This window comes from Rhodoferax sp. GW821-FHT10B06, assembly GCF_059415605.1.
Map to the genome: position 1 here is coordinate 165828 of NZ_JBWKNO010000010.1, position 24965 is coordinate 190792.

General features: G+C 63.9%; 25 protein-coding genes. 16 read left to right on the top strand and 9 right to left on the bottom strand.

Annotated features, from left to right (window positions below):
• Positions 1-80 precede the first annotated feature (80 nt).
• Entirely contained in the window at positions 81-1682 is a 1602-nt protein-coding gene (locus AC07O2_RS16790; protein WP_495076882.1) for an OpgD/OpgG family glucan biosynthesis protein, read from the bottom strand.
• 213 nt (positions 1683-1895) lie between these two features.
• On the opposite strand from AC07O2_RS16790, the gene mnmA reads away from it, so the two are divergent.
• Positions 1896-3005 carry a tRNA 2-thiouridine(34) synthase MnmA gene (gene mnmA, locus AC07O2_RS16795; protein ID WP_495076883.1) on the top strand — a complete coding sequence of 370 codons (1110 nt, stop codon included), beginning with the start codon at positions 1896-1898 and terminating at the stop codon, positions 3003-3005.
• Positions 3006-3079: 74 nt separating this feature from the next.
• On the opposite strand, the gene AC07O2_RS16800 is transcribed toward mnmA, so the two are convergent.
• The 6 genes from AC07O2_RS16800 to AC07O2_RS16825 all read right to left on the bottom strand — a co-directional run bounded on the left by AC07O2_RS16800 (position 3080) and on the right by AC07O2_RS16825 (position 8312).
• On the bottom strand, positions 3080-4681 hold the full coding sequence (locus AC07O2_RS16800) for an HDOD domain-containing protein (RefSeq protein ID WP_495076884.1): 1602 nt from the start codon (positions 4679-4681) through the stop codon (positions 3080-3082).
• 126 nt (positions 4682-4807) lie between these two features.
• Positions 4808-5845 (bottom strand): serine/threonine protein kinase, encoded by a 1038-nt coding sequence (locus AC07O2_RS16805; RefSeq protein ID WP_495076885.1) that lies wholly within the window; start codon positions 5843-5845, stop codon positions 4808-4810.
• Between the two features lie 89 nt (positions 5846-5934).
• A complete protein-coding gene (locus tag AC07O2_RS16810) occupies positions 5935-6363 on the bottom strand; it encodes an organic hydroperoxide resistance protein (protein WP_495076886.1) in 429 nt (142 codons plus the stop codon).
• 37 nt (positions 6364-6400) lie between these two features.
• Complete coding sequence (locus AC07O2_RS16815; RefSeq protein ID WP_495076887.1) at positions 6401-6868, bottom strand: MarR family winged helix-turn-helix transcriptional regulator; 468 nt, start codon at positions 6866-6868, stop codon at positions 6401-6403.
• A gap of 56 nt (positions 6869-6924) precedes the next feature.
• Positions 6925-7443: a GNAT family N-acetyltransferase gene (locus AC07O2_RS16820; protein ID WP_495076888.1), complete on the bottom strand. Its 519-nt coding sequence runs from the start codon at positions 7441-7443 to the stop codon at positions 6925-6927.
• 8 nt (positions 7444-7451) lie between these two features.
• Complete coding sequence (locus tag AC07O2_RS16825; protein WP_495076889.1) at positions 7452-8312, bottom strand: 3-hydroxybutyryl-CoA dehydrogenase; 861 nt, start codon at positions 8310-8312, stop codon at positions 7452-7454.
• A gap of 113 nt (positions 8313-8425) precedes the next feature.
• Here AC07O2_RS16825 and AC07O2_RS16830 point away from each other — a divergent pair, with 113 nt between their 5' ends.
• The 3 genes from AC07O2_RS16830 (at position 8426) to AC07O2_RS16840 (ending at position 12117) form a co-directional block, all read left to right on the top strand.
• On the top strand, positions 8426-9973 hold the full coding sequence (locus tag AC07O2_RS16830) for a GMC family oxidoreductase (RefSeq protein WP_495076890.1): 1548 nt from the start codon (positions 8426-8428) through the stop codon (positions 9971-9973).
• Positions 9974-10060: 87 nt separating this feature from the next.
• Entirely contained in the window at positions 10061-11410 is a 1350-nt protein-coding gene (locus AC07O2_RS16835; RefSeq protein WP_495076891.1) for an MATE family efflux transporter, read from the top strand.
• Positions 11411-11526: 116 nt separating this feature from the next.
• Positions 11527-12117 (top strand): malonic semialdehyde reductase, encoded by a 591-nt coding sequence (locus tag AC07O2_RS16840; protein WP_495076892.1) that lies wholly within the window; start codon positions 11527-11529, stop codon positions 12115-12117.
• Between the two features lie 9 nt (positions 12118-12126).
• Here the strand turns inward: AC07O2_RS16840 and AC07O2_RS16845 are convergent, their stop codons facing one another.
• Positions 12127-13233 carry an ABC transporter substrate-binding protein gene (locus tag AC07O2_RS16845; RefSeq protein WP_495076893.1) on the bottom strand — a complete coding sequence of 369 codons (1107 nt, stop codon included), beginning with the start codon at positions 13231-13233 and terminating at the stop codon, positions 12127-12129.
• A 149-nt stretch (positions 13234-13382) separates the two neighbouring features.
• Here AC07O2_RS16845 and purT point away from each other — a divergent pair, with 149 nt between their 5' ends.
• From purT to AC07O2_RS16860, 3 genes are all read left to right on the top strand, one after another.
• Positions 13383-14585, top strand: a complete 1203-nt coding sequence (gene purT / locus AC07O2_RS16850; RefSeq protein WP_495076894.1) for a formate-dependent phosphoribosylglycinamide formyltransferase — start codon at positions 13383-13385, stop codon at positions 14583-14585.
• Entirely contained in the window at positions 14582-15673 is a 1092-nt protein-coding gene (locus AC07O2_RS16855; RefSeq protein WP_495076895.1) for a mechanosensitive ion channel family protein, read from the top strand. Before purT ends, AC07O2_RS16855 begins: the two co-directional genes overlap by 4 nt.
• A 90-nt stretch (positions 15674-15763) precedes the next feature.
• The gene (locus AC07O2_RS16860) at positions 15764-16591 is read left to right on the top strand and encodes a FadR/GntR family transcriptional regulator (protein ID WP_495076896.1); all 828 of its coding nucleotides are present in this window, start codon (positions 15764-15766) and stop codon (positions 16589-16591) included.
• Between the two features lie 190 nt (positions 16592-16781).
• Here AC07O2_RS16860 and AC07O2_RS16865 read toward each other — a convergent pair whose 3' ends face one another.
• On the bottom strand, positions 16782-17741 hold the full coding sequence (locus AC07O2_RS16865; RefSeq protein WP_495076897.1) for a LysR family transcriptional regulator: 960 nt from the start codon (positions 17739-17741) through the stop codon (positions 16782-16784).
• A 350-nt stretch (positions 17742-18091) separates the two neighbouring features.
• Here AC07O2_RS16865 and AC07O2_RS16870 point away from each other — a divergent pair, with 350 nt between their 5' ends.
• From AC07O2_RS16870 to AC07O2_RS16910, 9 genes are all read left to right on the top strand, one after another.
• On the top strand, positions 18092-19024 hold the full coding sequence (locus tag AC07O2_RS16870) for an NAD(P)-dependent alcohol dehydrogenase (RefSeq protein WP_495076898.1): 933 nt from the start codon (positions 18092-18094) through the stop codon (positions 19022-19024).
• A 1-nt stretch (position 19025) separates the two neighbouring features.
• Positions 19026-19721, top strand: coding sequence for a helix-turn-helix transcriptional regulator (locus AC07O2_RS16875; protein WP_495076899.1), 696 nt, complete (start codon positions 19026-19028; stop codon positions 19719-19721).
• Positions 19722-20029: 308 nt separating this feature from the next.
• Positions 20030-20599: a flavodoxin family protein gene (locus tag AC07O2_RS16880; RefSeq protein ID WP_495076910.1), complete on the top strand. Its 570-nt coding sequence runs from the start codon at positions 20030-20032 to the stop codon at positions 20597-20599.
• A 26-nt stretch (positions 20600-20625) separates the two neighbouring features.
• Entirely contained in the window at positions 20626-20925 is a 300-nt protein-coding gene (locus tag AC07O2_RS16885; protein ID WP_116607081.1) for a superoxide dismutase, read from the top strand.
• 24 nt (positions 20926-20949) lie between these two features.
• Positions 20950-21645, top strand: coding sequence for a type 1 glutamine amidotransferase domain-containing protein (locus AC07O2_RS16890; protein ID WP_495076900.1), 696 nt, complete (start codon positions 20950-20952; stop codon positions 21643-21645).
• A 28-nt stretch (positions 21646-21673) separates the two neighbouring features.
• On the top strand, positions 21674-22705 hold the full coding sequence (locus AC07O2_RS16895) for an amidohydrolase family protein (RefSeq protein ID WP_495076901.1): 1032 nt from the start codon (positions 21674-21676) through the stop codon (positions 22703-22705).
• A gap of 24 nt (positions 22706-22729) precedes the next feature.
• On the top strand, positions 22730-23470 hold the full coding sequence (locus AC07O2_RS16900; protein ID WP_495076902.1) for an SDR family oxidoreductase: 741 nt from the start codon (positions 22730-22732) through the stop codon (positions 23468-23470).
• A gap of 73 nt (positions 23471-23543) precedes the next feature.
• Positions 23544-23912 carry an antibiotic biosynthesis monooxygenase family protein gene (locus AC07O2_RS16905; protein ID WP_495076903.1) on the top strand — a complete coding sequence of 123 codons (369 nt, stop codon included), beginning with the start codon at positions 23544-23546 and terminating at the stop codon, positions 23910-23912.
• 526 nt (positions 23913-24438) lie between these two features.
• A complete protein-coding gene (locus AC07O2_RS16910; RefSeq protein ID WP_495076904.1) occupies positions 24439-24885 on the top strand; it encodes a hypothetical protein in 447 nt (148 codons plus the stop codon).
• Positions 24886-24965 lie beyond the last annotated feature (80 nt).

The following is a 24965-nucleotide window of genomic DNA, read 5'->3' on the forward strand; positions in this document are numbered from 1 at the left end:
TCCTGACTCGCTGCTGCACACCTTCGACGCGTGCGCAATGTTTGGCCCGACATGGTAGCGGCCGCCGGCCCCAGGCTGGCTCAATACAGCGTGCGCTCCGCCAGCGGGGGTGGCGCCCACTGGTAAAGCCATGTTTCGGTCAGCGGCTGGCCATCGGCCTGCAAGTACATGCGCAGGTTGATGGGTGCGGTACTGTCTCCGTCAGGGCGCAGATCGAACATCGCCCGCCAACCGTTGATGGCAGCCAGCGGACGAGCCGAAGTCAGCTCCACCTTGCCGCGCGAGGCGCTGATCACCGCCTCCACCTTGGTTTTCTCGTTCAGCAGCGCAAAGTCCCCGCCAGAAAAATCCACAGCAAAACGGCGCGAATACGCCGTGCGCTTTTGCCCCACCACACCGCCCAGGCCGGTACGTGTCGCCACGCAACGCGCCAGCTCCATGCGTACCGCCGGCGGGTTGCCGCCCCAGTGCAGGCGGTAGGCGTACAGCAGTTCCTGTCCCGGCTGGGGCTTTTCAGCCGGGTTCCAGAAGGCCACGATGTTGTCAAAAGTTTCGTCCACGGTGGGAATCTCCACCAGCTGCACCGAACCCGCGCCCCACCCGCTCTTGGGTTCCACCCACAGACTGGGGCGTTTTTCGTAGAACACCCCGTCGTCCTGGTAGTGGTCGAAGTTGCGGTCGCGCTGCATCAGGCCGAAGCCACGCGGATTGTTGTCCTGGAAGGCATTGAACTGCAGTTGCGCCGGGTTGCTCAGCGGCCGCCAGACCCACTCGCCTGCACCGGTATGCATTGCCAGGCCGTCCGTATCGTGGATCTCGTAACGCCAGTCCCAACCCATGCGGCGGTCGTTCTCGCCAGTCTGAAACATGCTGGTGCAGGGCGCAATACCCATGCGCTCGATGGTCTTGCGCGGGTACAACGCCACGTCCAGGTCCATGGTCTGCGTATCGCCCGGTGTGATCAGGAAGCGGTAGGCGCCGCTGACGCTGGGCGAATCCAGCAACGCGTAGACGGTAAGGGTGGGCGACTTCGGGTCTGGCTTTTCCAGCCAGTAGGCTATGAAGTCGGGAAACTCCTCCGGATAGGGCTGGGCCGTGTTAACCGCCAGGCCCCGCGCCGACTGACCGTACTGCCATTCGCCACCCACCGCGCGGAAATAGCTGGCGCCCAGAAAGGCCGCCACATCGCGCACCGGATCGGTGTGGTAGTTCAGCCGGAAGCCGGCAAAGCCCAGGTTGGCCGGCAGTTTGCTGCCGTCCACCCCACTCTTGCCGTAATCGAACATGGCCGGGTCATAAGCCAGCTCCTGCGCCTGGCCGCCACTGACCTCGTACATGCGCACAGGCGATTTGAAGAACAGACCCAGGTGGAAGAACTTGGCCACGAAGCGCGCCTTGTCGTCGCCCCACAGCGCGTGGTCGTCGCGGAAGCGGATGGCCTGGTGCTGATCCCAGTTCAGGTTGGCAATACCGGCCGGCAGCGTAGTCGAGCGCGCCTGGTAGGGCTTGCCGGACAGCTCGCGCGCGCGCCCCTTGAGCCAGGCGTAGTCGAAAGGCTGGGCCTGACCCATGGGCTTCAACCCCGCTGCCTGGGCCAATGACGACAGCCAGGGCAAACCGGTGGCCAAGCCCGCGGCGCTGAGTGTCTTGCTGCTGTAGGAGAGGAATTGGCGTCGTAGCAAAAGCGGCTCCTGCAAAAAAAAGCCTGAGCTTAGCGTCCCGCGCCGTGCTTGGCTGTAGGCCAGCGCCGCGTCTGCAGATTTATAAGAAAAAGACCTGTAGCGCAGGCAGCACCTGCGTCAGCAGCTCTCATTTTTGCAGTGATTCCCTTACACGGCCTGGCGCCACTGCAGGCGCCAGGCCGCCGATGTGCCCCAGGTTTTTACAATCGGGGCATGGGAACACACAGCAAACAACGGGTGGTGGTCGGCTTGAGCGGCGGCGTGGATTCGGCCGTCAGCGCCTATCTGCTCAAGCAACAAGGCTACGAGGTCATCGGCATCTTCATGAAAAACTGGGAAGACGATGACGACAGCGAGTACTGCTCGTCGAACGTCGACTTCGTCGACGCGGCCGCCGTGGCCGATGTGATCGGCATCGAGATCGAGCACGTCAACTTCGCCGCCGAATACAAGGACCGGGTGTTTGCCGAGTTCCTGCGCGAGTACCAGGCCGGCCGCACGCCGAACCCCGACATCTTGTGCAACGCCGAGATCAAGTTCAAGGCCTTTCTGGACCACGCGATCCGCCTGGGCGCCGAGAAGATTGCCACTGGCCACTACGCCCGTGTGCGCGAGGTGGCCGGCCAGTTCCAACTGCTCAAAGGCCTGGACCCGTCCAAGGACCAGAGCTATTTCCTGCACCGTCTCAACCAGGCGCAACTGAGCAAAACGCTGTTTCCGGTGGGCGAGCTGCACAAGACCGAGGTGCGCCGCATCGCCGCAGAGATGGCGCTGCCGAACGCGGCCAAGAAGGATTCCACCGGCATCTGCTTCATCGGCGAGCGGCCGTTCCGCGACTTTCTGAACCGCTACATCGCCAAGGAGCCCGGCCCGATCAAGGACGAAAAAGGCCGTGTGCTGGGCAAGCATGTGGGCCTGAGCTTCTACACGCTGGGCCAGCGCCAGGGCTTAGGGATCGGCGGCATCAAGGAAAAGGGCGCGCAGCGCGGCGGCGGCGAGCACGCGCCCTGGTTCGTGGCCCGCAAGGACATGGAACGCAACACCCTGTGGGTGGTGCAAGGCCACGACCACCCCTGGCTGCAGTCGCACCAGCTTACCGCCGATGACGCCAGCTGGGTCGCCGGCCACGCGCCCGCCCCAGGAGCCTACGCCGCCAAGAGCCGCTACCGCCAGGCGGACGCGCCCTGCACGCTGACCAGCGCCAGCGCCGACGGCTTTGCACTGCAATTCCCCGACGCGCAATGGGCCGTAACCCCCGGCCAGTCGGCCGTGCTGTACGACGGCGAGGTGTGCCTGGGTGGCGGCGTAATCTGCGCCAAGTGATGGGGTTTTAGCCTCTGGCGCAGATAGCGCCTGCGCCAGCTGCTACAAAATAACTAGCGCGCCAAGCCGACCTCTCAAGCCGACTGCTTGAACGCCATCACCGCCTGGTTGCGCAGGGTGCGCAGCAGGGCCAGTTCTTTTTCATCCACCACTAGGCCGCCGGGCTGGGCGGTGTCGGCGTAGACCAGGCCCAGGGGTTTGCCTTTGATGGCCAGGGGTAGCAGCAGGAACGTGGGGGCGTGGAACTGCTGGCTGTACCAGGCGGGCAGGCGCTCGGCGATACGGGCCTCGGTGGCGTCGTTGATCAGGGTGTCGGCGCCCTTGAGGCAGACGGCGGTGAACAGGTCTTGGGTGTCGCTGGCCTTTAGCGGTACGTGGAAGGATTTGGCCAGGGCTTCTACGCCCTCGCCCAGGCCGAATCGGCCGGTCAGCGCGTCGGTCTTGGCGTCGCGCATGCAGAAGATGATGCGCTGAAAGCGCATGGCGCGGAACATGGTTTCCAGAATCATGCGCAGCACGTCGCTGAGCTTGAAGTCTTCCACCATGGCGTGGGTGATGTCCAGGATGCCGGCGGTCAGGATGTCGGCCGCGCTGGGCTCTGACGCGGGGGCGGCCGCCTCCGCAGGTTCCACAGGGGTGGCTTGCAGCTCCATCGGGGCCAGGGTGTCCAGGAACCCGTCGATGGGCAGGATGCTGTCGTCGCTGGGCGTCTTCAGCAGCTGGGCCGAACCCGAGCCTGCCGGTAGCTGGATCTCCATGGCGTCGGCCATTTCAATCAGCTTCTTGCGGGCCAGCAGCGTGGCTTTTTGTACCGCTTCGGGGCTCAAGCCCAGGGTTTTGGCGTAGCGGCGCGACAGCAGGGCCAGGCGTACCGGCAGGTCTTTGGGGTCGGCTCGCTGCAGGGTGTCGGCGATGTCGTTGGCGGCGGTGGCGATCCAGCGCAGTCTCTCCTCCAGGCCCACCGGTGGGCGCAGGGGCGGTTCGCCACCGGGCTTGCGCATGCAGCGGCGCATGCCCTCGGGCAGGCCCCAGGACTGGGCCACGCCCACGCCCAGCGATTCAAAGCTCAGACCCAGCACGCTGGTGGACGCGGCGGCTTCGGTCAGGTGCTGCTGGGGCGCTGCCAGCAGACCACGCACGGCACGCGCTTCTTGCGGGAAATACAGCTCGGCCAGCATGCGGCCCAGGTTCTGGAACATGGCGCCGATGAAGGCTTCTTCGCTCTCCTGGGAGGCCGTGCACAACTCGCTGGCGATGGCGCCGGCCATCAGCGAGCGCACGAACTCTTCCTTCAGCAGGCTGGCGTGGACCTTGTCGCGCATGTGTTCCAGCAGCACCAGGCTGAGCGCCATATTGCGGATGCCGTTGAAGCCGACTAGGCTGACGGCCCGCGACACGGTGCTGATGCTGCCGCCACGCGCTGCAAAGTGCGCACTGTTGACCAGGCGCAGCAGCTTGTTGGTCAGCGCCACGTCTTTCAAAATTTCATTGGTGACGCTGCCGACGCTTTCGGTCTCGGAGCTGGCCATGCCCTGGATGCGGATGATGGAGTCCGACATGGCCGGAAAGTCGCTCTGCAGGCGCATGCGCGCCAGCAGCGCGAGCAGGGTACCGTGGTCGGTGCCGGGCGCTGCTGCGTCGGTGGGGGCCGGGGTGGGTGGTATCAGGTCGGCCATATGGGAAAGAAATACAAGGGGGAAAGGAATGCAAAGGCAGCTGTGCCGCAGTAGGTTGTTTCTTTCCGCAGTATGGCACTGCGGTTACAAATGGACGCAATATTTTGGCCGCTGCGTCCCCCGTATTTATACGTACAGCGGCTCTTCCTGCATGGCCTCGATCTGTTCCGTCAGCATGTTCACCTGGCCGGTCCAGTAGTCGCTGCTGCCGAACCACGGGAAGTTGATGGGGAAGGTCGGGTCGCTCCAGCGCCGGGCCAGCCAGGCGCTGTAGTGGATGAGGCGCAGGGTGCGCAGCGGCTCGATCAGCGCCAGCTCGCGCCGGTCGAAGTCGCGGAACTGCTCGTAGCCGTCGATCAGGCCGCTAAGCTGGCCGGTGCGCTGGGCCCGGTCGCCGCTGAGCAGCATCCACAGGTCTTGCACGGCCGGGCCGGTGCGGGCATCGTCCAGGTCAACGAAGTGCGGGCCGCCGTGGGGGCCGTCGGTGGGGGTCCAAAGGATGTTGCCGGGGTGGCAGTCGCCGTGCAGGCGCAGGATTTTGGCATCGGAGTCTTTTATGCCTCCAGCGCTGGAAGGTAGTGCGCTGGCAGCTATTAAATCGAGAGCATCACTGCAGGCCTTATGCCAGGCGGCCTGCACGTCCAGCGGCACGATCTCGTGCTTCAGCAGCCAGTCGCGCGAGTGGATGCCGAAGCTTTCCAGGTCCAGCGCCGGGCGGTGCACAAAGGCTTTTTTGGCGCCTACGGTGTGGATGCGCGCCAGGAAGCGGCCTATCCATTCCAGTACCTCGAAGTCGTCCAGCTCGGGCGGGCGGCCGCCGCGGCGCGGGCTGACGCTGAATTGGAAGCCAGCAAACGGGTGCAGGGTGCGGCCGTCCAGTACCAACGGGCCGACGGCGGGAATCTCGGCGGCCATCAGCTCGGCGGCAAAGCTGTGTTCTTCCAGAATCTGCGCCTGGCTCCAGCGGCCGGGCCGGTAGAACTTGGCCACCACCGCGCTGCCGTCTTCCAGATGCGCCTGGTAGACGCGGTTTTCATAAGAACTGAGCGCCACCATGCGCCCATCGCCATACAGGCCGACGCTGGCCAGCGCGTCCATCACGACGTCCGGCGTGAGGGTTTGGTAGGGATGGGCGGCGTTGGAGGAAGCATTGGGGGTGGACATGCCGCGATTGTCACCGCTGCAAAACAAAAAGCCCACGCCATGAGAATGGCGCGGGCTTTTTAGGGTTGCCCTCGCGGGCAAGAGAGTGCTTAGACCAGAGTCAAGGTCACTTCGATGTTGCCGCGGGTGGCGTTGGAGTAGGGGCACACGCCGTGGGCGGTGTCGATCAGGTCCTGGGCCACAGCGCGGTCCATGCCAGGCAGGCTGATCTTCAGCTGCGCAGCGATGCCGAAGCCGGCGGGGATGGGGCCGATGTCGATGCTGGCGTCAATGCTGGCGTCGGCGGGCACGCTGATCTTCTTCAGGCCGGCCACGTGTTTCATGGCACCCATGAAGCAGGCGGAGTAGCCGGCAGCGAACAGCTGCTCTGGGTTGGTGCCGTTGCCGTTGCCACCCAGGGCTGGGGGGGGTGCCAGGGTCACGCTGAGCTTGCCGTCGTCGCTGGCAGACTTGCCTTCGCGGCCGCCGGTGGTATGGGCGTGGGCGGTGTAGAGCACTTTGTCGAGTTTGGTAACCATGGTGTTTCCTTTAGGGGTGGGTGAAAAAACGGGTTCGTCAGGCGCGGTAACTGGTAAGTCGCTCGCGCAGGGCCTGTACTTGCTGCGTGAGTGAAATCAATTCGGGCAGGGCGCACTGGCTGGCATCCAGGATGCAGCCGGGTATTTTTTCGGCCTGGGCCTGCAGGCTACGGCCCGCAGATGTCAGGCGTATGGTGACGCGACGCTCATCCTGCACGTCGCGCTGGCGGGTCAGCCAGCCGGCCGTTTCCATGCGCTTGAGCAGCGGCGTCAGCGTGCCGGAGTCCAGGAACAGGCGCTCGCCCAGGGCGGACACCATCAAGCCGTCGTTTTGCCACAGCACCAGCATCACCAGGTACTGGGGGTAGGTCAACTCCAGCTTATCCAGCAGGGGCTTATACAGCTTGGTCATGGCCAGCGAGGTGGAATACAGCGCAAAACACAGCTGGTTGTCCAGCTGCAGCATCTCGGATGCCGGGAGTGGGGTGGAGACTGCGTTTGCCATGGGTCGAATTATAGCTAGCAATTAAATTGCACACAACTTAATTGCAAAAATTTGTTTCAAGCCACCAACAAGCCAAAGCACACGTCATCGACAAACACGCCGTCAGCCACCCTTACATGCTCGCGCAGCCGCCCCTCCTCCACAAAGCCCAGGCCCTGGTACAGGGCGATGGCGGGGTGGTTGCTGGCGCGCACCCAAAGCTCGACCTTGCGCACCTCGGGGCGCTGGCGCGCCCAGTTCACCAGCGCCGTCAGCAAGGCCCGGCCATAGCCGCGACGCGACTGGCCGGGGTGCACGCAAATGTCCAGCGTGACCACATGGGCGATGTTGCGGCGTGGCAGGGGCATCAGGCTGGCGTGGCCGACCATGCGGCCGTCTACCTCGGCCACCAGGTATTTGCCGCGCCCTCCAGCGCCTTCAGCCATGAAGGCGATGCGCTTCTGGAAGCTGGCTACCAGCAGCTCCTCGGGCTCGGCAATCAGCCGGCCAGCGGTGGCGGCGGTGCGGCGCTCGGCCGCACACAGCCGGGTGGCGTCCGCCACCCGCGCGTCACGTAATACCGGCAATACCAGCATGCCCGCCATCAGTAGGTGTAGACGCCCTGCTTGGTCTTGCGGCCCAGCCGGCCGGCGGCCACCATCTCTTTCAGCAACGGGCTGGGGCGGTATTTGCTATCGCCAAATTCGTTGAGGAACACCTCCATCACCGCCAGGCACACATCCAGGCCAATCATGTCGGCCAGCGCCAGCGGGCCCAGGGGCTGGTTGCAGCCCAGGGTCATGCCGGCATCGATGTCTTCCGGCGTGGCCACGCCCTCGGCCAGCACGAAGAAGGCCTCGTTCACCATGGGCATGAGGATGCGGTTCACCACGAAGCCGGGGCCGTTCTTCACGGTGATAGGGGTCTTGCCCAGGGCGATGGCCATGGCGTGCACAGCATCGTGGGTGGCATCGCTGGTCTGCAGGCCACGAATGATTTCCACCAGGGCCATCAGCGGCACCGGGTTGAAGAAGTGCATGCCGATGCAGCGGTCTGGCCGCTTGGTCACCGCCGCCAGTTTGGTGATGGAGATGGACGAGGTGTTGGAGGCGATCAGTACCTCGGGCGGCAGCAGCGCATCCAGTTGCTGCACGATCTTGACCTTGAGTGCGTAGTTCTCAGTGGCGGCCTCGATCACCAGCTGCGCGGACTGGAAGTCTTCATAGCGGGTCGAACCTTTGATGCGCGCCAGGATGGCGGTCTTGTCGGCGGGCGTGAGCTTTTCCTTCTTGATCAGCCGGTCCAGGCTGCCGGCGATGGTGGCCAGGCCCTTGGCCACGGCTTCATCGGAGATATCGACCATCACCACGCTCAGCCCCGCCGCCGCGCAGGTCTGCGCAATGCCGTTGCCCATGGTGCCGGCGCCGACGACGCCGACCGTGCTGATGTTGAAAGTGCTGGTCATAGCAAACTCCTGACAGATAGGTAATTGAAGAGCAGATGGGGTAAGAACGTGTTTACGATCCAAGTTATGCACCATCATAGAAGCACTGAATAAGCAGAAGCTGCGCCATCTCCATGTTCGACTACATCATCATCGGCGCCGGTACTGCGGGCTGCGTACTGGCCGCCCGCCTGAGCGCAGACCCGCGGGTGAACGTGGCGCTGATAGAAGCCGGCCCCATGGATGCCAGCCTGCTGTCGCACTGCCCCGCCGCCGCCCCTCTGCTGGCGCGCCGTAGCGGCCTGCACAGCACGCCCCAGGCGGGGCTGAACGGCCGCGCGGCCTACCTGCCGCACGCCCCCATGCTGGGCGGCGCCAGTGCCAGCAATGCCATGCTCTACAGCCGGGGCCATCCCAGCGACTACGAGCATTGGGCCGCAGAGGGCAACCTGGGCTGGGGCTTTGCCGATGTGCGGCCATTCTTCCAGCGCGTGGAAGACACATTGGGCATTGCCGACGCCGCGCCCGCCCAGGCCTGCAGCCAGGCCTTTGTGGACGCCGCCGGCCAGGCCGGCTGGCCGCACCTGCCGCATTTCAACAACCCACAGCCCGAAGGCATCGGCCTGCACCAGGTGCTACGCCGCGCGGGCGAACGCTGCAGCACGGCAGCGGCCTATGTGCTGCCACAGCTGCAGCGCACCAATCTGCACCTGTTCACCCACGCGCACTGCACCCGCGTGCTGCTGCGCGGCGCGCGCGCCATCGGGGTGGAGTTTGCACAGGACGGCCTGCTGCAGCAGTTGCACACCCAGGGCGAGGTGCTGCTGTGCGCCGGGGCCTACCACTCGCCGCAGCTGCTGATGCTGTCCGGCATAGGCCCGCACGCGCATCTGGTGGCGAACGGCATCGCCACCCGCCACGCCCTGCCCGGCGTGGGTCTGCACCTGCACGACCAGGCCACGGTGGCCCTGGTGTTCGACGCACCCCACGCCAAGGATCTGCTGGGCCTCTCCCCCACCGGCCTGACGCGCCTGGCGCGCGCCGCCTGGCAGTGGCGCCAGGCCCGCAGCGGCCCACTGACCAGCAATTTGCTGGAGGCCGGCGGCTACGTGAAAAGCCGGCCCGAAGAAGCCATACCCGACCTGCAGCTGGGCCTGGGCTGCGCCAAGCTGTTGGACCATGGCCGCCAGATCCTGTCCGGCCTGGGCTTCACCCTGCAGGCCACGGTGCTGCGCCCGCGCAGCCGGGGCACGGTGCTGCTGAAAGGTAAAGACCCCTTCCTGGCGCCACGCCTGGACCCGCACCTGCTGGGCGAACGCGAGGACGTGGAATGCCTGCAGCGCGGCCTGGGCCTGCTGCGCCAGATCGCCGCCCTGCCGGCCATGGCTACCCTGGGTGCGCGTGAAACCCGCCGCTCGGCCGCACAGCAGAGTGAACTGCAAACCGAATATTTCATCCGCGACCATGCCACCGCCGCGGGCTACCCGGTAGGCAGCTGTCGCATGGGCAGCGGCCCGCTGGACGTGGTGGACGCCCAGCTGCGGGTGCACGGCATGCAGGGCCTGCGGGTGGTGGACGCAGCGGTCATGCCCAGCACCGTGGGCGGCCCCACGCAGGGGGCCGTGGCCATGCTGGCCGAGAAGGCCGCCAGCCTGTTGCAAGCCGATACAGGTGTGCTATGAATTTTGAAAAAATAGTCTGACACGCTGGCCCCAAGGTCCAATAATGGTGCACCGCCGCCCGCCCAATGCTGCCACGCACCGCACTGCATGAACTTCATAGAACGCCCCCGGCTGAATGCCGTTGCCGGCCCCATCTTCGGGGAGTTTTTACTGGGTTACACCGTGGTCATCGCCGGCCTGTGGCTGGCCTCGCACACCTCGGACGGCGCGGCCGGCAGCCTGGGCCTGGCAAACCAGGTGCTGGAGTCGCTCTATGTGGTGTTTCGCGTGCTGGCCATCGGCATGGGCGTGGTCATCACCCAGCTGCTGGGCGGCAAGCAGCTGGACCTGGTACGGCGCACCGCGCTGGCCGGGCTGGGCGCCTGCACCTGGGCCGGCGCGCTGGTGGTGGCCATTCTGGTGCTGGGCAACGACGCCATCCTGGACCTGCTGAACGCGCCCGACGAAATCCTGCCCCTGGTCAGCCCCTATCTGCAGCTGCTGGCACCGGCCGCGCTGCTGGACGGTTACAACCTGACCATGGCCTCCATCCTGCGCGCCCACCTGCATGTGCGCGACTCGCTGAAAGTGATGGTGGTGATGCACAGCACGCACCTGGCGCTGGCCGTGCCACTGATGTTGGGCGTGGGGCCCTGGGAAGGCCTGGGGCTGTACGGCTTTGCGGTGGCGCTGCTGATCAGCCGGGCTCTGGGCCTGGCGCTGCACCTGATCCTGTGGCGCAAGCGCATGGACCTGGTGCCCAGCGCCCGCCACTGGTGGGTGCTACAGCCGCGCGTGCTGGCACCGGTGCTGCGCATCGGCGTGCCGGGCGCCAGCGCCGAGCTGGGCTACCGGGTGGCCTTCATGGTGTCGCTGGCCAGTGCGGCGCGCCTGGGCGTGGCGGCCCTGGCCACCCATGCCTACACCCTGCAGCTGCTGCGCTATGTGCTGCTAATCAGCCTGGCGATCGGCTGGGCCTGCGAGATCATGGTCGGTCGCCTGGTGGGTGCTGGCCAGTTCACGCAGGCGCACATGCTGGTGCGCAAGGGCCTGCGCAACGGCATCATGGCCTCGGGCGGCATGGCGGTGCTGGCGGCGCTGGCCTCGCCCTGGCTGATGCGCGTCTTCACCAAGGATGTGCATGTGATCGAGGCCGCCCACACCCTGCTGTGGATTGCCGTGGCGCTGGAGACCGGGCGGGCCTTCAACCTGATCATCACCGGCGCCCTGCGCGCCACCGGCGACGTGATCTACCCGGTGGCGGCCAGCCTGGGCTCGTTCTTCCTGGTGCTGGGCGCGGGCTCGTACATCATGGGCCGCAACTTCGGCCTGCCGGGCATCTTCATTGCCTATGCGGCAGACGAATGGGTGCGCGGCCTGCTGATGTGGTCGCGCTGGCACTGGCACGGCTGGCTGCCGCATGCACGCAGCTCGCAGCGCCGGGTCAAGAGGCGCTAACGGTCCGCTGCACGCACTACAAAATTTAGAGAAAATAGGGCGCTAGCGCAGACAAAATCAGCGCTAGTCGCTACTTAATTTATAGCAGCACCAAACACACCACCCAAAGGAAAACCATGCCCACACCCCTGCCCACCGCCGCGTTGGAACAAACCTTTCTGCACGCACGCACCTTCAGCAAATTCACCGACCAGCCAGTCACCGACGCCCTGTTGCACCAGCTGCACGAACTGGCCAAGTGGGGCCCTACCTCCATGAACTGCCAGCCTGCGCGCCTGGTGTTCGTGCGCAGCCCCGAAGCCAAGGCCAAGCTGAAGCTGGCTCTGGCCCCCGGCAATGCCGACAAGACCATGGCCGCCCCGGTCACGGTGATCGTGGCCATGGACAGCCGCTTCTATGACTACCTGCCTGAGCAGTTCCCAGTCATGGACGCCAAGCCCATGTTCGAAAACAACGCCGCGCTGGCCGAAGCCACGGCATTCCGCAACAGCTCGCTGCAAGGCGCCTACCTGATCGTGGCGGCCCGCCAGCTGGGCCTGGACTGCGGCCCCATGAGCGGCTTTGACGCCGGCAAGGTGAACGAGCAGTTCTTCCTCGACGGCCGCTTCAAGGCCAACTTCCTGATCAACCTGGGCTACGGCGAAGTGGGTACACCCTACCCGCGCGGCCCCCGCCTGTCGTTCGACACGGCCTGCAGCATCGTTTAAGCAACGTACCTAGCGCTTGAACTTTCCGTCCATCCCGACGATGGCCAGGTCGGCAAAGTCCAGGCCGGTGTGGTCGGTGGGGCTGTAACCCAGCTCCAGGCCGCCCAGGTCGAACTTGCTCAGGCCCTCCAGCGCGGCCTGCAAGCGTTCACGCGTGGGCTTGCCGCCGCTGCGGTTCAGTCCCTCGACCAGCACCTTGGCGGCGGCAAAGCCTTCCAGCATGGCCGGGCTGGGGTCGCCCAGGCCTTTGGCGCGCGACAGCTCGGCGCATTCCTTCACCAGCCCATAAGACAGCGACTGCGGAAACACCTGGCTGACGATGACACCGCGCGCATTCGCTCCCAGGCTGGCAATAAAACCGGCCGAGGCGTTGTTCGACAGGGTCACAAACTGCGCATTGCTGCCAGCCGCCTTCAGCGCCTGGATGGCCTCTGCAGCCGCGCCGCCCGAGGCCACCAGCAACACGGTTTGTGCCCCAGACTGCGCCACGGCTGGCGCGATCTTGGAGAAGTCGGGCTTGCTGCGGTCAAACTTGTATTCGCCGCTGGGCGCCATCTTGGCGGTCTGCAGGCCTTTTTGCGCACCGGCCAGACCGTCCAGGCCAAAGCTGTCGTCGGTATAGACCAGGGCAATCCTGGTAAAGCCGCTGCTGACCTGCTGGGCAATCGCCTTCTCGGCCTCGCGCTGGTAGGTGGCCCGCACATTGAACACGTATTTGCGCACCGGCTGGTGCAGCACCATGGCGCCAGAGGACGGCCCGACCAGGGGCACGCGGTATTTGTCCAGCAGCGGGATGACAGCCTCGGTGTGCGGCGTGCCACGGGTCAGGAACAGGGCCACCACGTTCTTTTCCTCGATCAGCACGCGGGCGTTTTCCACCGCCTGCTGGGTGTCGAACTTGTCGTCCATGGAGATCAGCTCGATCTTCTGGCCGGCCACGCCGCCCTTGGCGTTGACGCGGTCGAAATACAGCTTGGCGCCGTCAGTGGTTTCCTTCACCCCCGCGGCCACGGCGCCGGAGAAGCCAGCGGTCTGGCCTATCCATATCTGCGCCTGGGCGGTCATGCCGCTACAGGCAAACAACACGGCAAGGCCAAGAGAGTAGCGAGTCTTCATGGATAGTACGGAGGTAAGGCTGGGACCGCGATTGGGCCACAAGCCGGCCGCGCAGGAAAGCCCAGACCGGGGCATATATGCGGTAAATTCCTCCCTTCCGGCCATCCGCGCGCCCGCGCCCTGCCCTTTCTCTCTGTACGGATTTCCCCATGACCACCTTCGGTACCCCTCTGTCCCCGTCTGCCACCAAAGTCATGCTGCTCGGCTCCGGCGAGCTTGGCAAGGAGGTGCTGATTGCCCTGCAGCGCCTGGGCGTGGAAACCATTGCGGTGGACCGCTACGAGAATGCGCCCGGCCAGCAGGTGGCCCACCACGCGCGCACCATCACCATGAGCGACCCGGCCCAGCTGAAGGCACTGATCGAAGCCGAGCGTCCACACCTGGTGGTGCCCGAGATCGAAGCCATCGCCACCCTGGCGCTGGAAGAGCTGGAAGCCGCTGGCGGCGTGCGCGTGATCCCCACCGCCCGCGCCGCGCGTTTGACCATGGACCGCGAAGGCATCCGCCGCCTGGCCGCCGAAACCCTGGGTCTGCCCACCAGCCCCTACGTGTTCTGCGACTCGCTGGACGAGCTGCAGGCCGCCATCGATAGCAAGATCGGCTACCCCTGCATCGTCAAGCCAGTGATGAGCAGCTCCGGCAAGGGCCAGAGCAAGATCAACGGCCCCGCCGATGTGAAGTCCGCCTGGGACTACGCCATGGCCGGTGGCCGCGTCAGCCACGGCCGCGTCATCGTCGAAGGCTTCATCGACTTCGACTACGAGATCACCCAGCTCACCGTGCGCGCCCTGGGCGCCGATGGCAAGGTGGAGACGCATTTCTGCGACCCCATCGGCCACGTCCAGGTCAGCGGCGACTACGTGGAAAGCTGGCAGCCCCACCCCATGCCGCTGCCGGCCATCCAACGCTCGCGCCAGATCGCCAAGGCCGTGACCGACAACCTGGGCGGCCAGGGCCTGTTCGGCGTGGAGCTGTTCGTCAAGGGCAATGAAGTCTGGTTCAGCGAGGTCAGCCCGCGTCCGCACGACACAGGCATGGTCACGCTGTGCACCCAGTGGCAAAACGAGTTCGAGCTGCACGCCCGCGCCATCCTGGGCCTGCCGGTGAACACCGCACTGAAGAGCCCGGGCGCCAGCGCCGTGATCTATGGCGGGGTCGATGCGAAGAACGTCGTCTTCGACGGCGTGGCCGAGGCGCTGCGCATCCCCAACACCGACATCCGCCTGTTCGGCAAGCCCGAGAGCTTTGTGAAGCGCCGTATGGGCGTGGCCCTGGTGTTTGATGCCGATGTGGAACAAGCCCGCAGCCGCGCCAAACAGGCCGCTGCATTGGTCAAGCCGCGCACGGCTTGAACGCCGTCCATACAGTGAACCACCTCATCGCCTGGGCCGACGACTCGGCGTTGCGCATTTTGTTGGCGGCGGGCGTAGCCCTGGTGCTGGCTTTGGTGGTCCACATCATCGGCGCAGCCCTGGTGCGACGGCTCACGCGCAGCATGCCCATGGCGTCCACGATTGCGGCAGAGTGCCTTGCGCCTACCCGCTTCGTGCTGCCGCTGCTGGCCCTGCAGGCGGTGTGGCAGGTGGCGCCGCCCGACTTCCCGCTGATCGCCGGCGTGCGCCACGCCAACGTCTTGCTGCTGCTGGCCTGCCTGACCTGGCTGGGCCTGCGCGTAGTGCGCGGCACCACCAAGGGCCTGATCGCCCTGCACCCGCTGCAGGTGGAAGACAACATCAACGCCCGCCGCGTGCACACCCAGGCCCGGGTGCTGGCCAACACCCTGGTGTTCGGCATTCTGGTGACCGGGCTGGCGTCCATCCTGATGACCTTTCCCGGTGCCCGCCAGTTCGGCGCCAGCCTGTTGGCCTCGGCCGGCGTGGTCGGCCTGGTGGTGGGTATCGCGGCGCGGCCGGTGCTGGGCAATTTGCTGGCCGGCTTGCAGATTGCGCTGGGCCAGCCGCTGCGCATAGACGACGTGCTGATCGTGCAGGGCGAATGGGGCCGGGTGGAGGAGATCACCGGCACTTACGTGGTGCTGAAGATCTGGGACCAGCGCCGCCTGATCATCCCGCTGCAGTGGTTCATTGAAAACCCGTTCCAGAACTGGTCGCGCCGCAACCCGGAGCTGATCGGCACGGTGTTTCTGTGGGTGGACTACGGCATGCCCATGGAGCCGCTGCGCCACGAAGCCCAGCGCATCTGCCAGGCGTCACCCGCCTGGGACGGCCGCCACTGCAAGCTGGACGTGACCGACACCGCCGCCAACGGCGTGCAGATCCGCATGGAAGTCACCGCCGCCAATGCCGACCTGCTGTGGCGCGTGCGCTGCGACCTGCGCGAAGGCCTGGTAGCCTACCTACAGCGCGACTACCCACAGTACCTGCCGCGCAACCGCATGGCGGTGGAAGACAATCGGATGGCACCCACATCCATGCTATGAAATAAATAGCTGCTGGCGCACACAGAATCTGCGCCAGCGGCCAGAAACGTTTATATTGATGGCGCACCCGCCGTTATCCCAGACCACCCCATGGACAGCCCCTTTCCCCTAGACCAGATGCCTGCCCTGCGCGTAGGCGCCCGCCTGTCCGAACAGCTGGCCGACGCACTGGCCGTCAGCATCCGTGAAGGCCAGCTGCCCGTGGGCCAACGCCTGCCGACCGAAGGGAAGCTGGCCGAACGCTTCGGCGTCAGCCGCACCGTGGTGCGTGAGGCCCTGTCACGGCTGAAGATGCAAGGGCTGATCGAATCACGCCAGGGCTCGGGCGCGTTCGTGATGCGCCGCGAGGCCAGTACCCAGACACCGCTGGTGCTGGCCACGGACGGCTCGGTAGACGCTGTGATCCAAATGGTGGAGGTGCGCCGCGCGCTGGAGGCCGAATCCGCCGCGCTGGCTGCAGCCCGCCGCACGCCGCAGGACATCAAACAGATCAAAGCCACCATCCAGACGCTGCAGCGCGCCGTGGCCAGCGGCGGCGACGGCGTGGCCGAAGACGTGGCCTTCCACACCGCCATCGCCACCGCCGCGCGCAACCCCTTCCTGCTGGCCACGCTGGCCTACCTGAACCAGTTCCTGCTGGACGCCACCCGCGTGACCCGCGCCAACGAAGCCACCCGCGCCGACTTCGCCCAGCAGGTGCGTGACGAGCACGCGCTGATCGTGCAGGCCATAGAAGCCGGCGACCCCAGCGCCGCCCGCCTGGCCGGTGCCACCCACATGGTCAACGCCGCCCGGCGCATAGGCAGCGCCGACCCCGTGTTCTGGACCGCCCAAGGCAAAGACCTGGCCGACCGCCTGCTGGGCGAACTGGGCGCGCCCCTGGCGGCGGCTCCACGCAAGCGCGGAACGTCCACCTAAAGCGCACGCGGCAGATTTGCCTGAGCGGCGCGAAGCCCCCTAGGGGCGGCTAGACGCTTGCTCTCAAATAGATAGCTTCTTGTGCAGGTATCTTCTGCGCTAGCGGTCGATTTGGCTGATGGTTTCTTTGGGTGCTGAGGACGCCATAGGCATCCCCGGCCGAGAAGTGCGCTCATGAGCTGCCATAGGCCTACACATTCAGCATCTTAGGCAGTTGTTCCACCAGCGCATCCACCGCCAGCCGCAGGCGCAGCGGCATGTACGAGGAAGCAGGCCAGAGGGCGTAGCAGTCCCTTGCGGCGCCGGGCTGGTCGTCCAGTACGCTGACCAGCGCCCCTGTGCGCAGGCGTTCTCTCACTAGCCATTCGGGCAACCACGCGAGGCCGAGGCCGACCGTCGCCGCGTCTGCAATGGCCTCCAGATCGTCCAGCTGCAGACGTGAGCTGAGCGGCATCTCCGTGATACGGCCCGTGGCATCGGGCAGCTGCCACGTATTGACGCGGTCGGCGCGCCGGTACATCAGGATGCTATGCGAGGCCAGTTCGCCTGTGTTTTGCGGTCGCCCGCGCGCAGCAAGGTAGCCTGGCGAGGCGCACACGCGCTTGCGCTGCACCACCAGCTTGCGTGCGCGCAGGCCTTCGCTTTCGTGCCCCAGGAAGCCGCTACGAATGGCGAGATCAAAGCCTTCGGCCAGCACATCGACAGGCCTGTCGCTGAAGCTAAGAAGCAATTCGAGCGATGGATGCTCGCGCGCCAACTCCAGCAGAATCGGTGCAACGCAATGGCGGCCGAACAGCACGGGCATCGAGACGCGCAAACGGCCTGCCACTTCATGCCGACCGGACTCTATTTGCGCCTCAGCGGCCTGCAACTCCGCCAGCGCACGCAGACAGTGCTCGTAGTAGAGCTGACCATCCTCCGTGAGGCTTTGCACGCGCGTAGTGCGATGAAACAGGCGCACCGCCAGGCGAGCCTCCAGCCGCGCGATCGCCTTGCCCACGGCCGAGCGGGTGAGGCCCAGGTGCTCGGCTGCGCGCGTGAAGTCTCCCAGGCGCACCACGTCCACGAACAAAGTCACGCCATCAAGCCGCTCCTGGCGTTCCGGCGGCGCCTTTGCCAAGTGCATTGGTGAATTCAGATCATTGGGCATGGGAATGTTTTTCTACATTGGATAGTGTGTGTCTACTTAGTATGCCTGCCGAAGGCTTAGGTGGGAATGCGGGGCAACAAGCATCCGTCTGAGAGAGCCGCCTCTTTTCTTGCCGCGGGTCCGTTTGCCAACCCAGGCGTTTCCGTCATGCGTTGCATTCCATTCGCTTAGCCAGAGCAGAGGAGCATCACAAAAAGACTGGTGCCAAAAACTGGCACCAGCGCGGCCTAGACTGAAGTTTTTCAGGCAACACAAGGAAATATCGTGACTCAAGCTAGTAGCACCGCACCGGAAATTACGCGCGTGGCAATCCGGGGCCTCGCTGAATCGCTCACGAGGAGCAACCTGTCATGAAACGCATTCAGTACGGCCAATACGGCGGTCCGGAGTTGATGCGACTCGACGAATTCGAGTTGGCGGCGCCAGGTCAAGGACAGGTGGCCGTGAAGGTCAAGTTTGCGGCCATCAACCCCATCGACTGGAAGCTGCGCAACGGCCAGATGAAGATCGTCACGGGTAATGCGTTTCCCCGCGCCATGGGGTTCGACTTCTCCGGCACGGTCATCTCCGTCGGTTCTGGCGTGACACGCTTTGTCCCTGGCGATGCCGTCTTCGGGCTTGCTCGCTTTAAGGAAAGCGGCGCGCTGGGAGAAGCCGTGGTCGCGAATGAAACTGCCTTGGCAAGAAAGCCCAGCAATACCTCCTTCGAGGATGCTGCTTGCCTTGGAACCCCCGGCGTCACGGCGTGGAACGGGCTGGTCGACAAGGCCAAGCTGACAGCCGGCCAACATGTCTTCATCAACGGCTGCACCGGAGCGGTTGGCGAAGCAGCTGTCCAGATTGCGCATATGCGCGGGGCCGTTGTCTCGGGCAGTTGTAACGCAGGAGCAGTGGAACGGGCACGGTCCCTCGGCGTCCAGACCGTCTACGACTATCGGAGCACGGATCTGTCCACGCTGCACGAGCGTTTTGACGTTGTCTACGACACGGCTGCCACGATGACGACCCGGCTTGGCCTGGCCTTGCTGCGCAAGGACGGCGTGTTCCTGGACCTCAATCCAACACCGGGTAAATTCATTCGCTCGATTTTTAGCCGACAGCTGAAACCGATCGTCTGCACGCCCCGGCCCGATATTCTCGACAGCCTGGCCCGTGCTGCAGAGGATGGCAGGTTCCGGATGCCGATCGCCGAGATCGTCCCCCTGAACGAAGCGATAGGCCTTATCACCGCTCTCGAAGCGGGCCGCAAGCTCGGCGGCAAGGGCCTTGTGGCAATGGCCTGACATGTCGCGAAGCCACCGCTTATTCGATCTCATGCAGGCACTTCGCCGGTACCGTGGAACGGTGTCTGGCGAAATACTTGCCCGCGAGACGGGCGTATCGCTACGGACCATCCGCCGCGACGTCGCCACGCTGCAATCCATCGGAGCGCACATCGAGGGTGAGGCTGGCGTGGGCTACATACTGCGGCCGGACTTTCTGCTGCCGCCGCTGTCTTTCACCGAGGAAGAAATCCAGGCGCTCGTGGTCGGAGGGCAATGGGTCAGCCGCCACGGCGACGAAGCCCTTGCGCTTGCCATCCAGAACGCGCTCGCCAAAATCAATGGTGTTCTTCCTCCCGAGATGAGAGCGGAGTTGGACGACAACGCGCTCTACGTCTTTCGCAAGAGGAAAGAAGCATCGGTCCTCGATCTGGCGCAGGTACGGAGGGCCATGCGTGAGCAACGAAAGATGCACATCGGATACGCGGATGACAGTGGGGCCATTACGCAGCGGACCATCTGGCCGATCATGCTCGGCTTTGTCGAATCGCAGCGGTTGATTGCAGCATGGTGCGAGTCGAGCGGCGACTTTTGCCGTATTCGCACAGACCGTATCGTGACAGTCGATTTTCTGGAGGAGCGCTATCCGCGTGCGCGCCGACAGCTTGTCAAGGAATGGCGAGGCGGGCTTCCCTGCAACCAGCCCGACAGCGCCTAGCGCGATCCAGCCGCGCTCAACGCACCCAGTGACTTCCATATTGCGCGACACCAAGCCACAGCCTCCATGAACGCGGTGACGTCGTCGAACTGCTTTGATCGCTGGGGCCGCAGTCAACGAATCCATTGGTGAATTCACACCCTCTCATAGGGGAATGTTTTTCTACATTGGATAGTATTTTTCTACATTAATATCAAATCTTCGCAGAAATAGATAGTTTTGGGCGACAAAGTATGTTGAACAACTCGGTTGCCCCTGACCTCCTTGCACGCCGCGGCGTAGGAAATTTTGAAATGGAAAAGCCAAATATGCTGATTTCGATCGTCCATGACAGCGGCTGGGGCCACACGGCCAGGCAGGCGCAGAGCGTGGCTGAAGGCGCGCGCGGGGTGGCCGGTGCACAGGTGCAGCTGATCGCTGTCTCCGAAGGTGCCATCCCCTGGGATGTGCTCGAAGCGAGCGACGCCATCGTCTTCGGCTCGCCGACCTACAACGGCTCGCCCAGCGCGCGCTTCAAGCAGTTTTGCGAAGACTCGACCAAGCCTGTCTGGACCGGAATGAAATGGCGCAACAAGGTGGCCGCCGGCTTCACGAATTCGGGCGCGCAGAACGGCGACAAGCTGCACTCGCTGATCTCCATGGCGCTGTTTGCGGCGCAGCACGGCATGTTGTGGGTGGGCCTCGACTTGAAACCGGGCAACGACAACAGCCGCGGCAGCGTGCATGACCTCAATCGCCTGGGTAGTTGGCTGGGCGCGATGGCGCAGTCCAACGGCGACCAAGGACCGGACGACACCCCCATCACGAGCGATCTGGAAACCGCCACCTACCTGGGTCGGCGCGTGGCCGAGACCGTTCGCCGACTTCAACCCATTTGATACGTTTTTTACCAAGGAGCCTCTTCATGAAATTTCTTTGCCTCGACATCCCCGCGCCCGGTGCCACCCTGGAAAAGTACCAGCCACATCTGCAGGACGAAGCCCGCCACGCATGGCAGCTCTACAAGGGCGGCGTTGTGCGCGACATCTATTTCCGCCAGGACCGCCCTGGCGTCGCGATCATCGCCGAGTGCGAATCCGTCGACGCGGCCCGGAAAGCCCTGCGCGAATTTCCGCTGGCCAAGGCCGGTCTGCTCGATTGGGACGTCATTCCACTTGGCCCCTTCCTGAACTGGGAATCGCTTTTCGCGCCCGGCAACGCCTGAGCCGCCCTGAACACAGGTACGACCATGACCAAACAAGCATCCGAACTCAAGCCCATCCTCTTCGTCGTCACCAGCACCGCTGTGAAGGGCACGACAGGCATTCCCACCGGCTATAACCTGGCAGAAGTCACCCACCCACTGGAAAAATTGCATGCTGCGGGCATCCGCGTGGAGTTCGCCTCCATCCTGGGTGGCGACGCGCCGCTGGATGGGCTGGAGGACATGAAAGACCCGGTCATCGCCCACTACTGGGCCGACGCGGATTTCCGCCACGCCATCGCCCACACATTGCGCTTAGAAAATGTAGATCCCTCGCGCTACTCGGCCATCTTCTTTGCCGGTGGGCACGGCACGATGTGGGACTTCCCCGACAGCCCTGCCGTGCAAAAGGCGATCCGCGAGATCGATGCGGCGGGCGGCATCGTCTCGGCGGTGTGCCACGGCCCCGCAGCCCTGGTCAATGCACGCCGTGCCGACGGCAGCCTGCTGGTAGCGGGCAAGCGCTTGGCCGCCTTTACCAATGGCGAGGAAGAAGAAGTGCAGTCCACCCATGTGGTGCCTTTCCTGCTGGAGTCCACGCTCATCGAGCGTGGCGCGCAGCACCAGCACGCAGCCAATTGGGCCGATAACGTAGTCGTCGATGGCCGGCTCATCACCGGACAGAACCCGCAGTCCGCCGCCAGTCTGGGCGAAGCGTTGCGCGACGCGCTGCTGGCCTGATCGCTACCAAGACCGGAAAGGCAGCAACGTGAAACTGATCTGCGTCGAAGAGCACGTGCTCGACCCCGCCATCGGTGGGGCCACCCAGAGCCTCGTCCGCGCCGCGGCACCCTACCTGCCCGACTGGGGCAGCCGCGTGGTGGACGGTCAACGTGTGGCTGACTTCACTCGGCCGCACGTCATCGCGCCCAGCGAATCAGCCCGCAAAGGACTGGAAACGGGCGCAGCACGCTTGGCCGACATGGACGCTGCCGACATCGACATGCAGGTGCTTTCCTACGGTGGCTTTCCCCAGTTGCTGCCAGCCGCGCAGGCAATCGATCTAAACCGTGCCGCCAACGACAAGCTGGCGCTGGTGGCACAGGCCCACCCCACGCGCTTCAGTGGGTTCGCCACGCTACCCTGGCAAGCACCCGAGGCAGCGGCGCGGGAACTGGAGCGCGCAGTGAAGGAGCTGGGCCTGAAGGGCGCACTCATCAACGGCCGACCCGGCGACACCTTCCTGGACGACCCGCGCTACGCGCCCATCCTCGCCGCCTTCGACGAACTGAACGTCCCGCTATATGTCCACCCGGGCCTGCCGCTGGCCGCCGTGCAAACGCCCTATTACGGCGGTTTCGATCGGGAACTCAGCGCGCGGTTGGCCATGTTTGCCTGGGGCTGGCACAACGAAGCCGGCATCCAGGTCGTGCGCATGCTGCTGGCAGGCGTATTCGACCGCTACCCCAGGCTGCAAGTCATCAGTGGCCATTGGGGCGAGATGGTGCCCTTCTTCCTGCAACGGTTGGAGGACTCTATCCCGCAAGAAGCTTCTGGCCTCCAACGCCCTATCGTGCAGACCTACCGCGAGCACGTGTACGTATCACCCAGCGGCATGCTTACGCTGCCGCACTTCCAGTTCATCCACACACTGATGGGGGCGGAACGCATTCTGTATTCCATCGACTACCCCTACCAGAGCCTGGACGGCGCGCATGCCTTCATCGATCGCCTGCCGGTCAGCGATGCGGACAAGGCCCTGATTGCCCACGGCAACGCCGAGCGGCTGCTGGGTTTGTGATCTGACTTCAACAAAGGAACTAGCATGGTGCAAGAAATCGAAAACAAGGTAGTCGTCATCACCGGCGGCAGCAGCGGCCTAGGCGCAGAAACAGCCCGGCATCTGGTGCGGGCCGGTGCAAAGGTCGTTCTGGGTGCGCGGCGCTTGGACCGCTTGCAGGCGCTGGCGACAGAGCTCGGCCTGGGCGACGAAAGCTTCGTGCAAACCGATGTCACCGATCCCACACAGGTGCAGGCGCTGGTGGCGCGCGCCGTCGAGACATACGGGCGCATCGACGTGCTGCTCAACAATGCTGGCGTCATGCCGCTCTCGCCCCTGGAACTGCTGCGGATGGATGAGTGGAACCAGACCATCGACGTGAACATCAAGGGTGTGCTTTACGGAATTGGCGCCGCACTACCCCACATGAAGGCTCAAAAGAGCGGACAGATCATCAATGTCTCGTCGGTGGCTGGCCATATCGTGAGCGCAGGCGGCGTGGTGTACAGCGCCAGCAAATTCGCCGTGCGCGCCATTTCTGAAGGGCTGCGCAAGGAGGTCAAGCCCTACAACATCCGCTCCACCATTCTTTCGCCCGGGGCGGTGGACACCGAACTGCCCGCGTCCACCAAGGCCGAGGGCATGGTGCAGGCCATGCAGACCTTCTACGAGCACAACGCCATTCCTGCCAGCAGCTTCGCGCGCTGCGTACTGTTCGCCATCAGCCAGCCCGAAGACGTCGATATCAACGAAATCCTGTTCCGCCCGACACGGCAGGAGTTTTGAGCTAGGGGTAGGCATGTTGTCCAACTGGCCAACGCCATCCAACAAAACACTGATTTTCTAAGGAACTAAAAACATGCCCGATATCGAGTCGCTTGACCCGTCATTCCCGATAAGTCGCCAGATGGACATAGACGCGGCCCCCATCGTGTTGGTCAATCTCTGCACCATGGCTCCCGAAGACGAAGCAGCGTTCCTGGCGGCATGGGCCGCCGATGCCGCCTTCATGAAGAGCCAGCCCGGCTTTATCTCGACACAGCTGCACCGCGCACTGGGAGACAGCCCGACGTATCTCAACTATGCCGTCTTCGAATCAGCGGCGGCATGGCGCACGGCCTTCAAACATCCCGGCTTCCGGGCGACGCTCAAGGCACATCCGGCATCGATGGTCGCCCGTCCTCATCTCTTTCAGAAGGTCGCTGTGCCGAACTTGTGCACTGCGTAGCGTGACAACAATGTCGGTCTACAACCATTGACGCCTCCATTCAATGTTGGGTGCGTCATAAATCTCCCATAGCCGGGCCGACAACCCTTCGTGCCCTAGGCGCGATGTGGCGCACAGCGCCACCGATCCCCGGGGTCTCCTCTGTATGCGCCGAGGAGTACAGCTTTGGGCGGATCAGGGCTGGCGTCTTTCTTTTGGTGCACATCCCAGCCAGGGATCGCCCTCAAACAAAGAGCCATTGGCACCACCAAAAGCCAATTAAAAATCTACAAATAAAAAGCTGCTTTATCGCAAGTTTCATGAACTTAATGCGCTATAGAAATGGAGTTGCTTACGCCTCCTTCTTTTGAAGGAAAGATCCCAGCATGTCAGACACGCCAAAAGATGCGTCACGATATAGTGGCTAGTTAGTTACGAGCACGCCATTTGTCCAAACTTTGATGTCTGTGTAGAAAACAGGTGCGTCTTGGATAAGAGTTCATTCTTCGTTGTCTCATCATCCCCTTACAACACCACAACACACATCATGCGCAATTTACTTGCAGTCATCCTACTAATTGCCTCCATCTTGTCTTTTCCGGCAAGCGCCGGAGTTGAATCAGACGCCCTGAGTTCTTGTCTTACTGATAACACGAACGGCAAGGATAGAAAGGAGTTAATTCGCTGGGTCTTTATCGCCATGAGCGCTCATCCAGACATGAGCGATCTGACCGCGACTAGTGACGCAACACGCATTCAATCAAACAAGGCCATGGCTACTCTAATCTCGCGCCTGCTAACTCAAGATTGCGTTGTCGAAGCACGCCTAGTCCAGAACAAGCCAGGCAACTCAAGTATGTCTGATTCCTTTAAGTCACTTGGCGAGGTGGCCATGCGCGAACTGATAGCCAACCGAAACGTAACAGCCTCGATTGGCGACTATCTTCAATACGTGGATAAGAAACAACTGATGGAAGCATTAAGACAGAAATAGGACTAAGAGCGGCTAACAAAAGCGTGTCATCGTCAAATGCACATCGTGCGTTTGACGCGGGATGGGAAAGAACAGAAACA

Coding starts and splice junctions, on each gene's coding strand:
- mnmA (WP_495076883.1), top strand. CDS start 1,896: ATGGGAACACACAGCAAACAACGGGTGGTGGTCGGCTTGAGCGGCGGC.
- AC07O2_RS16800 (WP_495076884.1), bottom strand. CDS start 4,681: ATGGCCGACCTGATACCACCCACCCCGGCCCCCACCGACGCAGCAGCG.
- AC07O2_RS16805 (WP_495076885.1), bottom strand. CDS start 5,845: ATGTCCACCCCCAATGCTTCCTCCAACGCCGCCCATCCCTACCAAACC.
- AC07O2_RS16810 (WP_495076886.1), bottom strand. CDS start 6,363: ATGGTTACCAAACTCGACAAAGTGCTCTACACCGCCCACGCCCATACC.
- AC07O2_RS16815 (WP_495076887.1), bottom strand. CDS start 6,868: ATGGCAAACGCAGTCTCCACCCCACTCCCGGCATCCGAGATGCTGCAG.
- AC07O2_RS16820 (WP_495076888.1), bottom strand. CDS start 7,443: ATGCTGGTATTGCCGGTATTACGTGACGCGCGGGTGGCGGACGCCACC.
- AC07O2_RS16825 (WP_495076889.1), bottom strand. CDS start 8,312: ATGACCAGCACTTTCAACATCAGCACGGTCGGCGTCGTCGGCGCCGGC.
- AC07O2_RS16830 (WP_495076890.1), top strand. CDS start 8,426: ATGTTCGACTACATCATCATCGGCGCCGGTACTGCGGGCTGCGTACTG.
- AC07O2_RS16835 (WP_495076891.1), top strand. CDS start 10,061: ATGAACTTCATAGAACGCCCCCGGCTGAATGCCGTTGCCGGCCCCATC.
- AC07O2_RS16840 (WP_495076892.1), top strand. CDS start 11,527: ATGCCCACACCCCTGCCCACCGCCGCGTTGGAACAAACCTTTCTGCAC.
- AC07O2_RS16845 (WP_495076893.1), bottom strand. CDS start 13,233: ATGAAGACTCGCTACTCTCTTGGCCTTGCCGTGTTGTTTGCCTGTAGC.
- purT (WP_495076894.1), top strand. CDS start 13,383: ATGACCACCTTCGGTACCCCTCTGTCCCCGTCTGCCACCAAAGTCATG.
- AC07O2_RS16860 (WP_495076896.1), top strand. CDS start 15,764: ATGGACAGCCCCTTTCCCCTAGACCAGATGCCTGCCCTGCGCGTAGGC.
- AC07O2_RS16865 (WP_495076897.1), bottom strand. CDS start 17,741: ATGCCCAATGATCTGAATTCACCAATGCACTTGGCAAAGGCGCCGCCG.
- AC07O2_RS16870 (WP_495076898.1), top strand. CDS start 18,092: ATGAAACGCATTCAGTACGGCCAATACGGCGGTCCGGAGTTGATGCGA.
- AC07O2_RS16875 (WP_495076899.1), top strand. CDS start 19,026: ATGTCGCGAAGCCACCGCTTATTCGATCTCATGCAGGCACTTCGCCGG.
- AC07O2_RS16880 (WP_495076910.1), top strand. CDS start 20,030: ATGCTGATTTCGATCGTCCATGACAGCGGCTGGGGCCACACGGCCAGG.
- AC07O2_RS16885 (WP_116607081.1), top strand. CDS start 20,626: ATGAAATTTCTTTGCCTCGACATCCCCGCGCCCGGTGCCACCCTGGAA.
- AC07O2_RS16890 (WP_495076900.1), top strand. CDS start 20,950: ATGACCAAACAAGCATCCGAACTCAAGCCCATCCTCTTCGTCGTCACC.
- AC07O2_RS16900 (WP_495076902.1), top strand. CDS start 22,730: ATGGTGCAAGAAATCGAAAACAAGGTAGTCGTCATCACCGGCGGCAGC.
- AC07O2_RS16905 (WP_495076903.1), top strand. CDS start 23,544: ATGCCCGATATCGAGTCGCTTGACCCGTCATTCCCGATAAGTCGCCAG.
- AC07O2_RS16910 (WP_495076904.1), top strand. CDS start 24,439: ATGCGCAATTTACTTGCAGTCATCCTACTAATTGCCTCCATCTTGTCT.